Consider the following 16,039-nt stretch of genomic DNA (forward strand, 5'->3'; position numbering starts at 1 on the left):
GTGCCGGCACCAGATCAAGGACGGCAGCGGCCGCACGCCGCTGCATGTCGCCAGCGTATTGGCGATGAGCCTGAAACGTGCGACATCGAAATCCAACCAATCATTGCCGACAAAGGACAAAGCCCATGGCTGAGCTCACTCTCGAAACCGCCCGCAAGATCCTGGATGCCGCGCTCGCCAAGGGCGTCGAGAAGAAGCTGAAGCCGCTGGTCGTCACCATCCTCGACGCCCGCGGCGCGGTGAAGGTGACGGCGGCGCAGGACGGCACCAGCCTGATGCGGGCCGAGATCGCCCACGGCAAGGCCTATGGCGCGCTGGCGCTCGGAATGGGATCGCGGGCGCTGTTTCAACGCGCGCAGGAGCAGGCCTATTTCATCGATTCCGTGAACACGCTGGCGCAAGGCCGGCTGGTGCCGGTCCCCGGCGGCGTGCTGATCATGGACGGCACCAACCTGCTCGGCGCCGTCGGCGTCAGCGGCGACACGTCGGACAATGACGAGATCTGCGCCGTGGCCGGCATCGAAGCCGCCGGCCTGAAGGCCAACGCGGGCTGATCTGCCGGGCCCGCGCGGCAAGGGCGCGCACTCACAGATCTTGGTCGATGTCCGGTTAGCCCCGACATCGACCGCGTCGGCGCAACCGCAGCAACTGTCGCGATGGGCCATAAGGCGACATCGCTAATGGACAAAAATTGTTGCCGACGAGGTCTTCGATCGAACGGCCTAGCCGTGAAGTTGCGCGTTGAGGCCGTCCCAGTTCGGTGTCCGTCTGGTTGCCTCAAGAGCGCCGCTCTGGGAGTTGCGACGAAAAAGCAGGCCCTTCTGGCCCGAGAGTTCCTTAGCTTTCAGCACTCGGCCATCTTCCAAAAGGATGCGCGCGCCTGCGGTGACATAGCAGCCCGCCTCGACAATACAATCATCGCCCAACGAAATGCCGATACCGGCGTTGGCTCCGATCAGGCAGCGCTCGCCAACTGTAATCCTCTCTTTCCCTCCGCCGGACAGAGTGCCCATGATCGACGCTCCGCCACCAATGTCGCTGCCGCTTCCCACAACTACACCGGCGCTGATCCGGCCTTCGACCATGCAGGGACCGAGCGTGCCCGCATTGAAATTGCAAAAGCCTTCATGCATGACGGTTGTGCCCGGAGCCAAGTGAGCTCCGAGCCTGACGCGATCTGCATCTGCAATTCTCACGTCCGCGTGCGTCACGTAATCAGTCATGCGCGGGAACTTATCCACGCCCGTCACCTCGAAGGCGAGGGAACGCTTTCGCGCTCCGAGTCGCGCGTCCGGTACACGAGAGGGTTCGCAGGGACCGAGCGTCGTCCAGGCAACGTTTGGTAACAGACCGAATATTCCGTCGAGGTTCAGGCAATTCGGCTGGACGAGCCGGTGGCTCAGCAGATGGAGGCGAAGATATGCGTCGTGCACATCAGTCGGCGCCGATGCAAGGGAGTCAATTTCCGTACGAATGGCCACGATGTCGACATTGCGGATGTCGTCGTGTCGCGCACATCCGTCTGCCGCCTCACCCAGCGACCTGGTGATCTCGTCGCTCGTCAGCCGTACCGTTGCCGCCTTGCCGGGCTGCGCAACCAGGCTCAGCCGAAGAAACCAGGAATCCAACACGCGACCATCAGCGGCAATCGTCGCAAATCCCTCGCCGCTCGCGCCCCTCAGCTCCATCGCCATTTGAATCTCTCATATTACGATCCTGCACGTAGTGCATACGCGAGTTCTCGCAGAATTAGCAACTTCTGAACTCTCAAACACGTCCACTTTGGGTCATTTTCGACGGGTCCAGCGGGGAATTGTCGGCAGGTACAACCCCTGCCTACCGCCCCGTCCATGTCGGCTTGCGCTTCTCGCCGAAGGCCTTGAGGCCTTCCTTGGCGTCCTCGGTCATTGCGAGCAGCGCGATCTGGCTTTCAGTGTAGGCGATGCTTTCGTCAAACGACATCGAGGCGATCGCGCGCATGGCGTATTTGCCGCGACGGATCGCCGTCGGTGACTTGTCGACGATGCGGCCGATCAGCCAATCGACCTTGGCGTCGAGCTCCGCTGCCGGCACGACGTAGTTGAGAAGGCCCGCGGCCTGCGCGGCCTTCGCATCGAACGGCTCGCCGGTGAGCGCCCATTCGTTGACGAGGCGCGGCGGCGCGATCGATTGCAGCAGGCTCAGCACCTGCATTGGAAACACGCCGACCTTCACCTCCGGCAGACCGAAGATCACACCATCACCGGCCACCGCCATGTCGGTCATGCACAACAGCCCCATGCCGCCGGCCATGCAGACGCCGCCGACCCGCGCGATCGCGGGCTTGGTCGCGTTCTGCGACAGCCGCAGCAGATCGGCATAGTCGACATTCGGCCGCGAAAAATCCATCGAGAACGCCGCGCCGCTGTTCTGCAGATCGGCGCCGGCGCAGAACGCCTTGTCGCCCGCGCCGGTCAGCACGATGACGCGCACGTCCTTGTCGTCATGCGCCTCGCGATAGCCCTGCGCGATGCCTGCGATCACACCGGCATTGAGCGCGTTGCGCTTGTCCGGACGGTTGATGGTGATCCAGAATGCTTGCCCGCGCTTTTCCAAGAGAACGCTGTTGTCGGTCATGTTTCCCGCCTTCTTTCCCGCCCATGTGCTGTTGTCAGCCGACATTTGCGGCAGGATCGGCGCCGACTGCAAGCAGGATTATGCGGCGGCCGGCGCCTTCCTGATCCAGACCTTGTTGTCGTGGAACGCGGCGCCGCCGACCGGAGCGACGGCTTCAGCCCCGGTCAACATGTTGATGCCGCGACCGCCGATATGCGACTTGTTCGGATGGATCGACTCGGCAATCAGCACGCCGCGACGAACGCCGTCGAACAGCTTTGCGGTCAGCGTGGTCTCGCCGCGCGTGTTGCCGAGCGTCACGGCGTCGCCATCCGCGATCGACAGGCCGGCCGCATCGTCGGGATGGATCATCACGGTCGGTGCGCCCTCGCGGGCCTGCGACGACGGCGTTTCGTTGAAACTGGTGTTGAGGAAGCTGCGCGACGGCGACGTCGCGAGCCGGAACGGATGCTGCGCGTCCGCCTCCTCGATGATCGTCCAGTGGTCGGGCAGCGAGGGCATCTTGTCCCAGGCGCCCATCAGCCCGCCTGAACCGACCGGCACCTTGCCCCAATCGACCTTGAAGTGGAACTTCTTGTCGGCATGGGCAAAGCCGTCGAGATAATGCGAGGTGCGGAAATCGGGCTGCAGATCGCGCCAGATGTCGGCCTCCAGCGCCCCGATATCGCCGTGGCCGCTCTTCTTCAGCGTCGCATCGATCAGCTGACGTGGCGTCATGTCGAAGCCGGGATGCACGGCATTGAGCCTGCGGCCGAGCCCCTGCAGCACCTCGTGGTTCGAGCGGCACTCGCCGGGCGCATCGATCAGCTTCGGGCCGACCGAGATGTGCTGATGGCCACCGCCGTAGTAGAGGTCGTCGTGCTCCATGAACATCGTCGCCGGCAGCACGATATCCGCCATCTGTGCCGTCTCGGTCATGAACTGCTCATGCACCGCGACGAACAAATCCTCGCGCGCAAATCCCTGCCGCACCAGCGCCTGCTCGGGCGCCACCGTCATCGGATTGGTGTTCTGGATCAGCATCGCCTTGACCGGCCCGCCGCCGCGCAGCGCCTCGGCGTCGCCGGTCAGGATGCGGCCGATCTTCGACTGATCGAGCACCCGCGTCGTGGGATCGATCGCATCATGCCCCTCGATGATCGACTCGTCGAAGCGCCAGATTCCGGCATTGTTGAAGAATGCGCCACCGCCCTCGTATTGCCAGGCGCCGGTGACAGCCGGAATGCACGACGCGGCGTGCATCTGCGCGGCGCCGTTGCGGCTGCGGGTGAAACCGTAACCCAGCCGGAAGAATGAGCGCTTGGTCTGCCCGACCAGCCGCGCGAACGCTTCGATCTCCGCGACCGGCACGCCCGAGATCGCCGAGGCCCATTCCGGCGTGCGGGTCTGCAGATGCGCCTCGAGTTCGCCGGGGCAATCGGTATAGCGCGCGAGATAATCGCGATCGGCAAATCCCTCGCGGAACAGCACGTGCATCACGGCGCACGCGAAGGCGCCATCCGTTCCCGGCCGCAGCAGGATCTTGATGTCGGCCTGCTTCATGGTCTCGTTGTTGTAAACGTCAACCGCCGCGATCTTGGCGCCACGCTCCTTCCGCGCACGCGACGCATGCGTCATCACGTTGACCTGGGTGTTCACCGGATTGGTGCCCCAGATCACGACGAGGTCGGACACGCCCATCTCGCGGGGATCGACGCCGGCGATCTTGCCGGTCCCAGCGGCGAAGCCGATGCGCGCGATGGTCGAGCAGATCGTGCCGTAGAAGCGCGAATACTTCTTCACATGCGACAGGCGATTGAGGCCGTCGCGCATCACGAGCCCCATGGTGCCGGCGTAGTAATAAGGCCAGACCGACTCGGCGCCGAACTCGCGCTCGGCGGCATCGAAACGCGCGGCGATCTCGTCCAGCGCCTCGTCCCAGGAAATCCGAGCGAACTGGCCGGAGCCCTTCGGCCCGGTTCGGCGCAGCGGAACCGTCAGCCGCTCGGCGTGATGAATTCGCTCGGCATAACGCGCGACCTTGGCGCACACCACGCCGGCCGTATAGGTCTGCTGTTTGGAGCCACGCACCCTGCCGATCGAACGTCCTTCGATCACCTCGACGTCAAGTGCACATGCCGAGGGGCAGTCGTGCGGACAGGTGGAATGGCGGATGTCGACCTTGGCATGCTGGTTCATGCCAAATTGGTAACATCAAACGCCCACCCCGCCGAGGGGCATTATTGACCCAGTCCGGGCGAAAACCGAGCATATATGCCATGCGTTAAACGCCCAATTGCCCGGCTACCGGCCTGAACCATCCGTCAAACGCGGAAGATGCGGGTGTAGTGCGCCTTGATCGATTCGCCTTCCCGCTCCACCGCCGCGGGATCGTCCTTCATCGTCTTGACGTCCTTCAACGGCTTGCGCCCGGCTTTCTCCTGGGCTTGCGCGTGGACGGACCTGAGACCGCCGATCTCGACATTGAGTTGCTGCCCCTCACGCCCGAGCGCGAAGGATTGAAACAGCCTTGCGGCATTGGGATGCGGACAGTCCTTGAAGATCCCATTGGGGCCGACGATGAGCGGCGATCCCTCAGTGGCGTAAACCGGCTCGACCGGCCGGCCGGCCTCCTTCAGCTGAAAGATGTTGTACTCGTTGCCGTCGGCCATCACTGCGCGCTCGCCGAGATCGAGCTTCTTCGGTGGATCGGTCGAGGATTGCACCTGCATGATGTTCTGCTTGGCGAGCTGCTCGAAGAAGCTCCAGCCGAGATCGCGCTGCATCTGGTAGGTCGCGGTCATGATGGTGCCGCTATAGCCGGGATGCCCCTTCACGATCTTGCCCTTCCACTTCGGATCGAGCAGGTCGGCAAAGCTCCGCGGCGCCTCCTCGGCCTTCACGAGATTTGTGTTGTAGGCGATGATCGATAGCCAGACCCGGAAGCTTGCGAACTGTCCGTCCGCATCGCGATGTTCGTCCGGATAGTATTTCGCGACCTCCTCCGGGACATAGGGCGCCAGAATGCCGTCACGCTTCCACACGATGAAATGCGCGGCGTCGGAGGAATTGACAACATCGACCGCGTGGATGTTGCTGGAATATTCCTGACCCACCCGCTGGAACACGCGCTCCGCGCCGGTGCGTTCGACACGCACGGTGATCCCGGCATATTTCGCTTCGAATGCCTTCGCCAGCTTCTCGGCGACCGGCAGATCGGTCGAGGTGTAATAGACGACCTGTCCTTCCTTCTTCGCGGCCTCGATCAACGCCGGCGTCACCGGTTCCGCAGGTGGCGCGGCAGCCACCACGCGCGTTGAAAAGGCGGTGCCCGCCAGCACGGCGCTGGAGCCCTTCAGCAGATCGCGCCGCGATAGCCCAGGATGTTTCCTCATTTGATTCCCCGCACGTGATGGCGAAGTTTGAGTACACCGTCCTCCCGCCCTTATTCCGATGCGCGAAGACGGAGTCTGTCGTCGACAGAGCCTTCAGGTTGCAGCTAGACTTCTGATCAAGAAAGAAGACTAAAGTTGGGGAGACGATCAATGGCGGGCTTTCGGTACGCCTTGATGTGTGTCGCGGCATTGCTGATCGTCTCGATGTCGGGCTCACATGCCGACGCCGAAGATTATCCTGCGCGGCCGGTCAGGATCATCGTTCCCTTCGGCCCCGGCGGTCCGGCCGACGTCGTTGCGCGGCAGATCGGCAGCATCTTGCAGGAAAGCCTCGGCCAGCCCTTCGTGGTGGAGAACCGCACCGGCGCCGGCGGCGTGATCGGCACGCTCGAGGTCGCGAAGGCGCCGGCCGATGGCTACACCCTGCTGATGATGTCGAACACCCAGACCGCGAATGAATCGCTGGTGCCCCAACGAAAATACGAGCTGATGCGCGACCTCGTGCCGGTCGCATCGCTGAACACATCGGATCTCGTGATCGTGGTCCACCCCGCCGTGCCGGCAAGGACGCTGCAGGAATTCATCGCGCTCGCAAGGGCGGAGCCCGGAAAGCTGAACTACGCCTCGTCGGGCCAGGGGACGCCGTATCACATGGCGGGCGAATTGTTCAAAGCCATGGCCGGGATCAACCTCGTGCACGTGCCCTACCGCAACAGCGGCGAAGCCCGCGGCGGCGTCATCGGTGGCCAGGTCCAGATGATGATCGATGCCGTGCCGGCGATGGCACCGAATGTTGCCGAAAACCAGGTCCGCGCGCTTGCCACAACCGGCAAGACCCGTTCCTCGGTGTTGCCCGACGTTCCGACGGTCATCGAGGCGGGCGTCTCCGGCTATGAGGCGACGATCTGGCTCGGCCTGATGGCGCCAGCGGGTACGCCGAAGCCGATCATCGACAAACTCAACGTGGCCGTAAACGCCGCGATCAAGCGGCCAAAGGTCGAGAAGCTCTGGGCCGAACAGGGCGCGGTGCCGATGACGATGACGCCGGAGGCCTTCGACAGGTTCCTGTGCGCCGATATCGTGAAGTGGGCGGACGTCGTCAAACGACTGGACAAGACCGAATAGGCACGTGGTCGCAGGACCGTGGTGATGGAACAGTGCGCATGAAGACGTTGAACATCCTGAGCGGCGGCGCGGCACAGGGGCTGGTGCGCAGCCTTGCGCGTGCGTTTGAGGCCGAAACCGGCCTCGGCATTGCCGGTGATTTTGGCGCGGTCGGCGCCATGGCCGACAGGTTGCGTGCCGGCGTTCCGACCGACATCGTCATCCTGACCGCTGCGCTGATCGCGACGCTTGCCGACGAAGGGCTGGTCTTGCGCAGTTCGATCGCCGACATCGGCCGCGTTGAAACGGCGCTTGCGGTCCGCGCAGGCGATCCACCGGCGCGCGCCGAGGACGCAGCAGGCCTGCGTACAGCCCTGCTCGCTGCGGACGCGATCTTCGTGCCGGATACCAAGGCGTCGACCGCCGGCATTCATGTCGCCAAGGTGCTGGCACAACTCGGCATCACTGACGCCGTCGCCGACCGGCTGAAGATCTTTCCGAACGGCGCGACTGCCATGCGGCATCTCGCAGAGTCCCGAGACAAGCGACCGATCGGTTGCACGCAATCGACCGAGATCATCAGCACTCCGGGTGTCGTGCTTTCGGGTACCTTACCACCGGGATGCGGGCTCGCGACCATCTATACGGCTGCCGTTGCAACGCAGGCATCGGCTGCACCGCAGGCGGAGCGCCTGATCGCGTTGCTGACATCGGCGGATGCGTCTGAGCTACGCAATCAGGCTGGTTTCGTCTCCGGCCCGACGTCGTAACTAGCGCGCCAATTGGGTGAGACCCGTTGGCGGTCCATCGACCGCCGTCCAGCCACCGTCGACGAACAGCGTGCTGCCGCTGACATAGCTCGCTGCGTCGGATGCAAGATAGGCGACGGCGGTGGCGACTTCGTCGGCACTGCTCCAGCGATTGAACACGGTGTGGCCGGCATAGAGATTGTAGATGTCCGGTCGCTGCTTGAACGGGCCGGTCAACGCGGTCTCCGCAATGCTCGGCGCGATCGCGTTGACGCGGACACCGGAGCGGCCGACCTCGGATGCGAAGCCCTTGACCAGGAGACCGATCGCCGCCTTGGTCGAACCATAGACCGCAAGCCCCGGCTCGATCGTCACTGCGCGCACCGAGGAGCAGGCAATCAGGCTGCCGCCTTGCTGCTTGACCATGATGCGGCCGAATGCCTGGAAGAACCAGACCGTGCCCTTGATGTTGAGGTTGATGACGCGGTCGAGATCCTCCTCGGTGTAGTCGAGGATTGTCTTGCGGATGTTCAGCCCCGGCGTGGTGACGGCGATGTCGACGCGCTGCAATTCCGTGCGCGCCTTCGTCGCCAGCGCCTCGACGTCGGCACGATCAGCCGCATCGCAGGCGGCGGCCGTGGCCGATCCACCCTGCTCCCGGATCGCTGCGGCGGTCGCCTCCGCACCCTCCAGCGTACGATCGGCGCACAGCACGCGCGCGCCAAGCGAGGCCAGCGCTTCAGCCGAAGACCTCCCGATACCCGAGGCGGCACCCAGCACCACGGCGGTCTTGCCGGTGAGATCGAACAGCTTGCGGTAGTCGGTCATGTGACCTCCCGGGATGCGAGCGAAGCTCGTTTGCCTTCAGCGATCGCTTCATATACTAATATATCAGTATTGGGAGCACGAATGCCCGCCCGCGCGCCGAAAAAATCGGAGCTCCGCAACCTCGCCGGCCACCGGCGGACCGGTCGCCCACGGACCGCAACGGCGGCGGCGCGGATCTATGCCGAGCTGCGCGCTGAACTGGTCTCGTTGCAGCGCCGGCCCGGCGACCCGATCATCGAGGCCGAGATCGCACGCTCCTATGGCGTCAGCCGGACGCCGGTGCGGGAAGCCATCTTGCGCCTGTCGGACGAAGGCCTGGTCGAGATTTTCCCACAGTCGGGCATCTTCGTGTCGCGCATCCCGCTCGCCGCTCTCCCGGAGGCAATCATCGTCCGCAGGTCGCTGGAGGAAACCACGACCCGCATGGCGACTGAGCGCGCCAGCGCCAGCCAGATCCTTGGCCTGCACGCGATCCTCGAACGCCAGCGCGAGGCCGAGATGGCCGATGATCGCGAGGCATTCCATCAGGCTGACGAGGCCTTTCACGCCGCCATCGCCGAAATTGCCGGACACCCCGGCATCTGGAAGCTGATCCTGCAGGTCAAGGTTCACGTCGACCGCTTCCGATGGCTCACGCTGCCGCAGCGTGGGCGGATGGCCGAAGTCATCGCCGAGCACGAGGCCGTCATGGCCGCGATCGAGGCACGCGACCCGGCACGCGCCGGAGCCGCGATGACGAGACACCTCGAACGGCTTCTGGCCGACATCTCGGCCACCCAGCACAACAATCCGGAGTTCTTCGACGAGCAACGCCAGCCGGCATGACCGCCGCCGGACTCCGGCCAGGCATTTTGGGAGGAATGACAATGAACCGTACAGATCGATCGCGGACCCGCGGGCTCAACCGTCGCGACATCATCAAGATCGGCGCCGGCCTGGGCGCGGCCGTGGCGACGTCGGCGCAGACGGCCTTCGCCCAGTCGAAAGCGGTGTTCAAGGCGTCAGACGTCCAACCGCCCGGCTATCCGACCGTGGTCGCGACGGAAAATCTCGGCAAGAAGCTTGCGGCGGCGACCAACGGCCGCCTGTCGCTGCAGATGTTCCCCTCGATGCAGCTCGGCGGCGAGAAGGAAACCATCGAGCAGACCCAGATCGGCGCGATCCAGATGCTGCGCGTCAGCGCGGGCTCGATCGGGCCGATCGTCGATGACATCAACGTCGTCAACATGCCTTTCCTGTTCAAGAACATGGCGCATGCCGAGCGGATGATGGATGGCCCGATCGGCCAGGAGCTGCTGGACAAGATCACGGCAAGCCCGAATGCCGGACTGGTCGCACTGTGCTGGATGAATTCCGGGGCGCGCAGCCTTTACAACACCAAGCATTCGATCAAGACGATCGCCGACATCAAGGGCCTCAAGTTCCGCGTTATCGGCAATCCGATCTTCATCGACATGATGAACGCGCTGGGCGGCAACGGCGTTGCGATGGGCTACGACCAGGTGTTCAGCGCGCTGCAGACCGGCGTCATCGACGGCGCCGAGAACAATCCCCCGAGCTACGTCTTCAGCAATCATTACACCGCGGCTAAGCATTTTTCGCTCACCGAGCACCTGATCGTTCCCGAGGTGCTGGTGTTCTCGAAGCGAGCCTGGTCCGTGCTGTCGGCCGACGACCAGACGCTGATCAGGAAGCTTGCCCGCGAGGCGCAAATGGAAGAGCGCGGGCTCTGGAACACATACGAGAAGCAGGCGATGGAAAAGGCGAAAGCCGCCGGCTGCGAGATCATCGAGATCGCCGACAAGACGCCATTCCAGAATGCGGTCAAGCCGGTATGGGACAAATTCGGCCCGAAATATCAGGAGATGATCGGACGCATCCAGTCTGCCTGACACGGCACCACGCGGGAAATCGACAACATACGGGAAATGGACATGGCCGGATCATATCGCCGCGCGATGGATTATCTGTATCTGGCCTGCGTCATCACGGGCTCTGCCGCGCTGATCCTGATTTCAGCGGTCATCCCCTGGGCGGTGTTCACACGCTATGTCCTGAACAGCGCCGCATCCTGGCCCGAACCGCTCGCGGTGCTGCTCACCATCGTCGTGACCTTCATCGGTGCGGCCGCCGGATATCGGCTCAACCTGCATATGAATGTCGGCTACTTCGCCGGCAAGCTGCCGGACCCGCTCCGGTGGCTCGCCGACCTTGTCGTGCAACTGCTGATGGGCCTGATCGCGCTGTTCATGATGATCTGGGGCTATCGGCTCGTCGAGGTGACCTGGCACAACACGATCGCCGACTTTCCGTCGCTGTCGGTCGGCGTCACCTATCTTCCAATTCCGATCGGCGGCGCCTGCCTGCTGCTGTTCATCATCGAACGGATCTTCCTTGGTGCACCGCCCGATCCGATCGGCCCGCATCGCGACGCATCGATCGACTGACCGCGAGAAGTCACCATGGACATCTCCATCCTGCTCGCGACCATGCTGCTCTGTTTCCTGATCGGCATGCCGATCGCCTACTCGCTGGCGATGGCGGCCATCGTCGGCGCCTTGTGGATCGGCATTCCGCTCGAAGCGGTGATGCTGAAGATCTCCGATGGCGTCAGCAAGGTCGCAATGCTGACGATCCCGTTCTTCGTGCTGGCCGGTGCCATCATGGCAGAGGGCGGCATGGCCCGCCGCCTGGTCGCGTTTGCCGATGTGCTGGTCGGGTTGACGCGTCTGCGCGGCGGCCTCTCGATCGTCAACGTGCTGGCGACGACGTTCCTGAGCGGCATCTCCGGATCGGCCGTCGCCGATACATCGGCGATCGGTTCGGTGATGATCCCGCAGATGGAACGGAACGGCTATCCGCGCGTGTTCGCGACCAATCTGACGATCACCTCGTCGGTCCAGGCCCTGCTGGTGCCACCGAGCCACAATGCGGTGCTCTACTCGCTTGCGACCGGCGGCACGATCTCGATCAGCGCCCTCTTCATGGCCGGCGTGTTCCCGGGGCTGCTGCTCGGGTTCTCGCTGATCATTCTGTGCCTCGCCGTCGCCTATCGCGAGAAGCACCCGCACGGCCAGACCGTGCCGGCCAAGGACGCGTTCCGGATCGCCATCGATGCCTCCTGGGGTCTCATCACCCTCGTCATCATCCTGGGCGGCATTCTCGGCGGCATCTTCACCGCGATCGAAGCCGGCGCCATCGCCTGCATCTGGGCCTTCTTCGTCACCATGCTCATCTATCGCGACTATCGCTGGCGCGACCTGCCGGTGCTGCTGCATCGCACGTTGCGCACCGTCGCCATGGTGATGACGCTGATCGCCTGCGCCTCCAGCGTCGGCTACATCATGGCCCTGACGCAGATGCCGGCCAAGATGACCGCCTTCTTCCTGTCGATCTCCGACAACAAGTACGTCATCCTGCTCCTGATCAACGTCCTGCTGCTGGTGCTCGGCACACTGGTCGACATGGCGCCGTCGATCCTGATCGCAACGCCGATCCTGCTGCCGGTCATGAAGAACTTCGGCGTCGATCCGGTCCATTTCGGCATGATCATGCTGCTCAATCTCGGCATCGGCCTGTGCCATCCACCGGTCGGTGCGATCCTGTTTGTCGGCTGCGCGGTCGGCAAGGTCACGATCGAGCAGGTCATGCGCAAGATCTGGCCGTTCTATGCGGTGATGTTCTTTGTCCTGATGTGCGTGACGTATCTGCCGGAAATCTCGCTATGGCTGCCGCGGCAGCTTCAGGTCCTGCACTGAGGGCAAGCGGAACTGTTCCGTCGCCCTGACACAAGTGCCGGGATCAAGCCGGTTTGAGCAGATCAACATTGCGCGACACGCACAGCGTGTGATCTTGCGACCACTAACCGGCATCCCTACGCTCGCCGCTCCATAACAAAAAGACAGGGAGGCGATCGTCATGACCACAAGGCGTGATTTCCTGAAGGCGGGAGCGACGGCGGCAGCAGGCATCGTGTTCTGCGGCTGCGGGCTCGTCCACAACGCGAATGCGCAGCCATCGCGGCAGAAGTTGCCGATCAGCGTCGACGGCAAGCGCGTCAAGACGATCGACATTCACTCGCATTGCCACTTCCGCGAGGCGGGCGCCCTGCTCGGCGCCGACGCCGGAAAATATCAACTGCCGCCGGTGAACGGCGCCGCCGAGGCCTTCATCGAGATCGACAAGCGCCTCGCGGCGATGGATGCGCAGGCCGTCGATATGGAGGTGCTCTCGATCAATCCGTTCTGGTACGACCGCGATCGCGACCTAGCCGGCAAGATCGTGAAAATCCAGAATGAAAAGCTCGCCGAACTCTGCGCCTCGAAGCCCGACCGGTTTGCGGCTTTCGCCTCGCTGACATTGCAGGCCCCTGACCTTGCGGTGCAGGAGCTGGAGACGGCGGTGAAGAAGCAGGGGCTGAAGGGGGCGGCGATCGGCGGTGTCGTCGACGGCGTCGAATTCTCCGATTCCAAGTTTCATCCGGTGTGGGCCAAGGCCGAGGAACTCGGCGTCCCCCTCTTCATCCATCCGCAGGGCGTTCCCGAGCTCAACAAGCGGCTATCCGGCAATGGCTGGCTCGGCAACGCGATCGGCAATCCGCTCGAGACCACGATCGCTCTCTCGCATTTGATCTTCGAGGGCACGCTCGACCGCTTCCCGGGACTGAAGATCATCGCCGCGCATGGAGGAGGCTACCTCCCCTCCTATGCCGATCGCTCGGACCATCCCAGCCTGGTCGGACCGAAGGGATGCAATCCGGAGATCAAGCTTCAGAAGGCGCCGACCGAATATCTCAAGCAGATCTATTTCGACTCCCTGATCTTCACACCGGAGGCGATCCGGCACCTCGCCGCCCAGGTCGGCGCCGGCCAGATCGTGCTGGGAAGCGACTATCCCTATCCATGGCAACTGGCGCCGGTCGACCACATCTTCGCCAGCGCGTCGCTGAGCGACGACGACAAGGCGAACATTCTCGGGCGGACCGCAGCAAAGCTGCTCGGCGTTACCGCGTGAGGATCGCGGCGGACCATGGGACGATCTGAATTGCCGTTGTCGCGCCCTGATACGCGACGACGGCATCAACGATCAGTTGGCCTTCACCGTCCGCATCTCATTGCGTGGCAGAGCGGTGGGCGCCGGCTGCGCGATCCTGGGCAGCGGGCTGGCGTCGGCGGCGTCGGTTCCGACGAACTCGGCCTGTGCCGCGTCCGATATCCATTTGACCGCGGCCGGGTGACTGACCAGCATCCCGATCAAGGCAACGATCACGAGCACCGGCAACGCGATCAGCTTGATGCTGAAGCTCTTGTAGTTGCTTTCCGGGTCCTGACGTCGGTTGTCGAAAGAGCCCTGCATGGATTCCTCCACAGTGCGGACGTGATCCACCCGGGGCTCACTTACCGCAGGGCACGCAAGGCTGATGTGAATGGTTTCACAGGCCTTGTCCGGCTCACCGTTTCGTGAAGTGCAGAATTGGACGAGCGGCCGGCGCGGCTACTCGCCGTCATCGGCCCCGGCGTCAACCAGCGCCTGAAGCGACTCTGGCTTCAGCACCACGATCGCGCCATGCTCGAGCCTGACCCAGCCGCGTGTCGCCCAGGCGCGAAGCTGTTTGTTGATGCTCTCGCGGGTCATCCCGACCATCTCGCTGATCTCCTGCTGGGTGATCGAGATGGTGCGCCCCTGCGGCTTGTGCTTGTCGCTCAGGCGCAGCAGCGCGCTGGCCAGACGGCCGGGCAAATCCTGAAGGATGACCTGCTCGACCTGGTCGCTGGTCCAGCGCAACCTTGCGCAAAGCAGTTCGATGAACTTCATCGCCAGCGTCGGCTGGCTGCGCACGAACGGAATGAATTCGCGCCGGTCGATGACGAACAGTTCGCAATTGGTGTTGGCGGTGGCATCGGCAGTGCGCGACAGCCCGTCGAGCAGCGCGATCTCGCCGAAGATCTCGCCTGCCTCGATCAGGTTCAGGATGGCGTTGCGACCATCCGGCGACGAGATGCTGATTTTCACCGTGCCCGAAATCACCGCAATCAGGCTTGTGCCCGGATCGCCCTTGGAAAAGATCGTCGTGCCCCGCTTCAGCGTGGTGTGCTTGGCGTAGCGGCAGAGCTGATCGAATGCCTCGGGCTCCAGATCGGCAAAGTAAGGATGCTTGCGCAGCACAGACAGCTTGTTGTTCGTAAACGACGGCGCGCCGGCAGTTCGTTCAATGGGCGGCGCACCGGTCATCGTGATCCAGACTGATTGTGTTGCGTTTAATCGGCGCGCCAGCAGCGCGACACCGACAGAGCCATCGATCAATGAAAGCGGAAGCGACTATAGCCCCACCGCGGGCCTACAGCAACAAAAGGTCCGATCCGCCGGCAGCGGGCTAGAAGGCATCCAAGCTACAATTTGGAATAAATACGTGCCTATGCAACGCTCAATTGCAGGCAGCGGCTGCGTGTGATCCGGAATATCCGGTCCAGCAACGACGATCTCGCCCGGCAAAACCGGCTGTGCGAGGGTCAGCGCCGCAAACTCACAACAGCCTGCCGTCTGGGCCAAAGAACGGGTGCGGCCCGTCAAACCGACCGATAGGGACCTGGTGCGTCACCAGCTGTCCAAAATCCTGCCCGGGAAACCACGTGTGCAAGTGAAATGCAGGGGGTTCCACCTTGAACGACGGTTCGCGGAGCTGCCCGAGGTCCAGGTCGACCGCATGGTTCGGCGCGGGGCAAATTGTCACGGGAAGTCCCGCGAAGGTGGTCAGCATCGCACGGTGGACGTGCCCGCACGCGATCAGCCGCACACGCGGGTGACGCTTGACGATTCCCGCCAGCTCGTCGGCATTGAAGAGGTCTTGCCGGTCCATGTGCCAGATGCCGCCCTTGAATGGCGGGTGATGCAGGAAGAGCAGCGCCGGCCGGTCGGCTGCGGCCGCCAGCGCCTCGTCCAGCCATTGCAGCGTGGACGCTTCGAGCATGCCGTGAGGCTTACCGGCAACGCTTGAATCGAGCAGCAGGAGATCGAGACCATTGACCTCGATCTTCTGGTCGAGCGGGCCCGTTGCGCGAACATAGGGCGCGGCCGGAAACGCTTCGCGCATCCACTCCCGCGAGTCGTGATTACCGGGAATGCCGGCAAACGGCAGGCGCAGCGGCGCGAGCAATCGCTTGAGATAATCGTATTCCTCGACCGACGGCGTATCGACAAGGTCGCCCGAGATGACAACGAAATCGGGCGCCGGCTCGAATGCGTTGAGTTCAGCCACGCAGCGCTCGAGCGCCTTGGCGGTATCGACCCGGCCGTAGGCCAACGTTCCCGGCGGCTTGATGTGAAGGTCGGAGATCTGGGCGATGAGGACGGGTTTCGACGGCATCGATG

General features: G+C 63.5%; 16 protein-coding genes. 8 read left to right on the forward strand and 8 right to left on the reverse strand.

Annotated features, from left to right (window positions below; genetic code table 11):
• Window positions 1–125 precede the first annotated feature (125 nt).
• Window positions 126–554: a heme-binding protein gene (locus tag QMZ05_RS00005; RefSeq protein WP_353698895.1), complete on the forward strand. Its 429-nt coding sequence runs from the start codon at window positions 126–128 to the stop codon at window positions 552–554.
• A 168-nt stretch (window positions 555–722) separates the two neighbouring features.
• On the opposite strand, the gene dapD is transcribed toward QMZ05_RS00005, so the two are convergent.
• The 4 genes from dapD to QMZ05_RS00025 all read right to left on the reverse strand — a co-directional run bounded on the left by dapD (window position 723) and on the right by QMZ05_RS00025 (window position 5,990).
• The gene (gene dapD, locus QMZ05_RS00010) at window positions 723–1,694 is read right to left on the reverse strand and encodes a 2,3,4,5-tetrahydropyridine-2,6-dicarboxylate N-succinyltransferase (RefSeq protein ID WP_353698896.1); all 972 of its coding nucleotides are present in this window, start codon (window positions 1,692–1,694) and stop codon (window positions 723–725) included.
• A 142-nt stretch (window positions 1,695–1,836) separates the two neighbouring features.
• Window positions 1,837–2,616: an enoyl-CoA hydratase/isomerase family protein gene (locus QMZ05_RS00015; RefSeq protein ID WP_353698897.1), complete on the reverse strand. Its 780-nt coding sequence runs from the start codon at window positions 2,614–2,616 to the stop codon at window positions 1,837–1,839.
• 78 nt (window positions 2,617–2,694) lie between these two features.
• Window positions 2,695–4,794: a molybdopterin oxidoreductase family protein gene (locus QMZ05_RS00020; RefSeq protein ID WP_353698898.1), complete on the reverse strand. Its 2,100-nt coding sequence runs from the start codon at window positions 4,792–4,794 to the stop codon at window positions 2,695–2,697.
• A gap of 125 nt (window positions 4,795–4,919) precedes the next feature.
• Complete coding sequence (locus QMZ05_RS00025) at window positions 4,920–5,990, reverse strand: extracellular solute-binding protein (protein ID WP_353698899.1); 1,071 nt, start codon at window positions 5,988–5,990, stop codon at window positions 4,920–4,922.
• 150 nt (window positions 5,991–6,140) lie between these two features.
• On the opposite strand from QMZ05_RS00025, the gene QMZ05_RS00030 reads away from it, so the two are divergent.
• Together QMZ05_RS00030 and QMZ05_RS00035 are read left to right on the forward strand one after the other, a co-directional pair.
• A complete protein-coding gene (locus QMZ05_RS00030; protein WP_353698900.1) occupies window positions 6,141–7,115 on the forward strand; it encodes a tripartite tricarboxylate transporter substrate binding protein in 975 nt (324 codons plus the stop codon).
• Between the two features lie 38 nt (window positions 7,116–7,153).
• Window positions 7,154–7,864, forward strand: coding sequence for a substrate-binding domain-containing protein (locus QMZ05_RS00035; RefSeq protein WP_353698901.1), 711 nt, complete (start codon window positions 7,154–7,156; stop codon window positions 7,862–7,864).
• On the opposite strand, the gene QMZ05_RS00040 is transcribed toward QMZ05_RS00035, so the two are convergent.
• Window positions 7,865–8,671, reverse strand: coding sequence for an SDR family oxidoreductase (locus QMZ05_RS00040; protein ID WP_353698902.1), 807 nt, complete (start codon window positions 8,669–8,671; stop codon window positions 7,865–7,867). It lies immediately after the preceding gene.
• A gap of 81 nt (window positions 8,672–8,752) precedes the next feature.
• Between QMZ05_RS00040 and QMZ05_RS00045 the strand changes: the two genes are divergently transcribed.
• The 5 genes from QMZ05_RS00045 to QMZ05_RS00065 all read left to right on the forward strand — a co-directional run bounded on the left by QMZ05_RS00045 (window position 8,753) and on the right by QMZ05_RS00065 (window position 13,684).
• A complete protein-coding gene (locus QMZ05_RS00045) occupies window positions 8,753–9,496 on the forward strand; it encodes a GntR family transcriptional regulator (RefSeq protein WP_353698903.1) in 744 nt (247 codons plus the stop codon).
• Window positions 9,497–9,537: 41 nt separating this feature from the next.
• Window positions 9,538–10,563, forward strand: coding sequence for a TRAP transporter substrate-binding protein (locus tag QMZ05_RS00050; protein WP_353698904.1), 1,026 nt, complete (start codon window positions 9,538–9,540; stop codon window positions 10,561–10,563).
• Window positions 10,564–10,605: 42 nt separating this feature from the next.
• Window positions 10,606–11,118 (forward strand): TRAP transporter small permease, encoded by a 513-nt coding sequence (locus tag QMZ05_RS00055; protein ID WP_353698905.1) that lies wholly within the window; start codon window positions 10,606–10,608, stop codon window positions 11,116–11,118.
• Between the two features lie 15 nt (window positions 11,119–11,133).
• Entirely contained in the window at window positions 11,134–12,429 is a 1,296-nt protein-coding gene (locus tag QMZ05_RS00060) for a TRAP transporter large permease (RefSeq protein WP_353698906.1), read from the forward strand.
• A 160-nt stretch (window positions 12,430–12,589) separates the two neighbouring features.
• Window positions 12,590–13,684 (forward strand): amidohydrolase family protein, encoded by a 1,095-nt coding sequence (locus QMZ05_RS00065; RefSeq protein WP_353698907.1) that lies wholly within the window; start codon window positions 12,590–12,592, stop codon window positions 13,682–13,684.
• A gap of 72 nt (window positions 13,685–13,756) precedes the next feature.
• On the opposite strand, the gene QMZ05_RS00070 is transcribed toward QMZ05_RS00065, so the two are convergent.
• From QMZ05_RS00070 to QMZ05_RS00080, 3 genes are all read right to left on the reverse strand, one after another.
• On the reverse strand, window positions 13,757–14,056 hold the full coding sequence (locus tag QMZ05_RS00070) for a hypothetical protein (RefSeq protein ID WP_353698908.1): 300 nt from the start codon (window positions 14,054–14,056) through the stop codon (window positions 13,757–13,759).
• Window positions 14,057–14,164: 108 nt separating this feature from the next.
• The gene (locus QMZ05_RS00075; protein WP_076858951.1) at window positions 14,165–14,902 is read right to left on the reverse strand and encodes a Crp/Fnr family transcriptional regulator; all 738 of its coding nucleotides are present in this window, start codon (window positions 14,900–14,902) and stop codon (window positions 14,165–14,167) included.
• Window positions 14,903–15,194: 292 nt separating this feature from the next.
• A complete protein-coding gene (locus tag QMZ05_RS00080; protein WP_353698909.1) occupies window positions 15,195–16,034 on the reverse strand; it encodes a phosphodiesterase in 840 nt (279 codons plus the stop codon).
• Between the last annotated feature and the right edge of the window lie 5 nt (window positions 16,035–16,039).

Origin of the sequence: Bradyrhizobium sp. INPA03-11B (assembly GCF_040446015.1) — a bacterium.
Lineage (GTDB): Bacteria > Pseudomonadota > Alphaproteobacteria > Rhizobiales > Xanthobacteraceae > Bradyrhizobium > Bradyrhizobium macuxiense_A.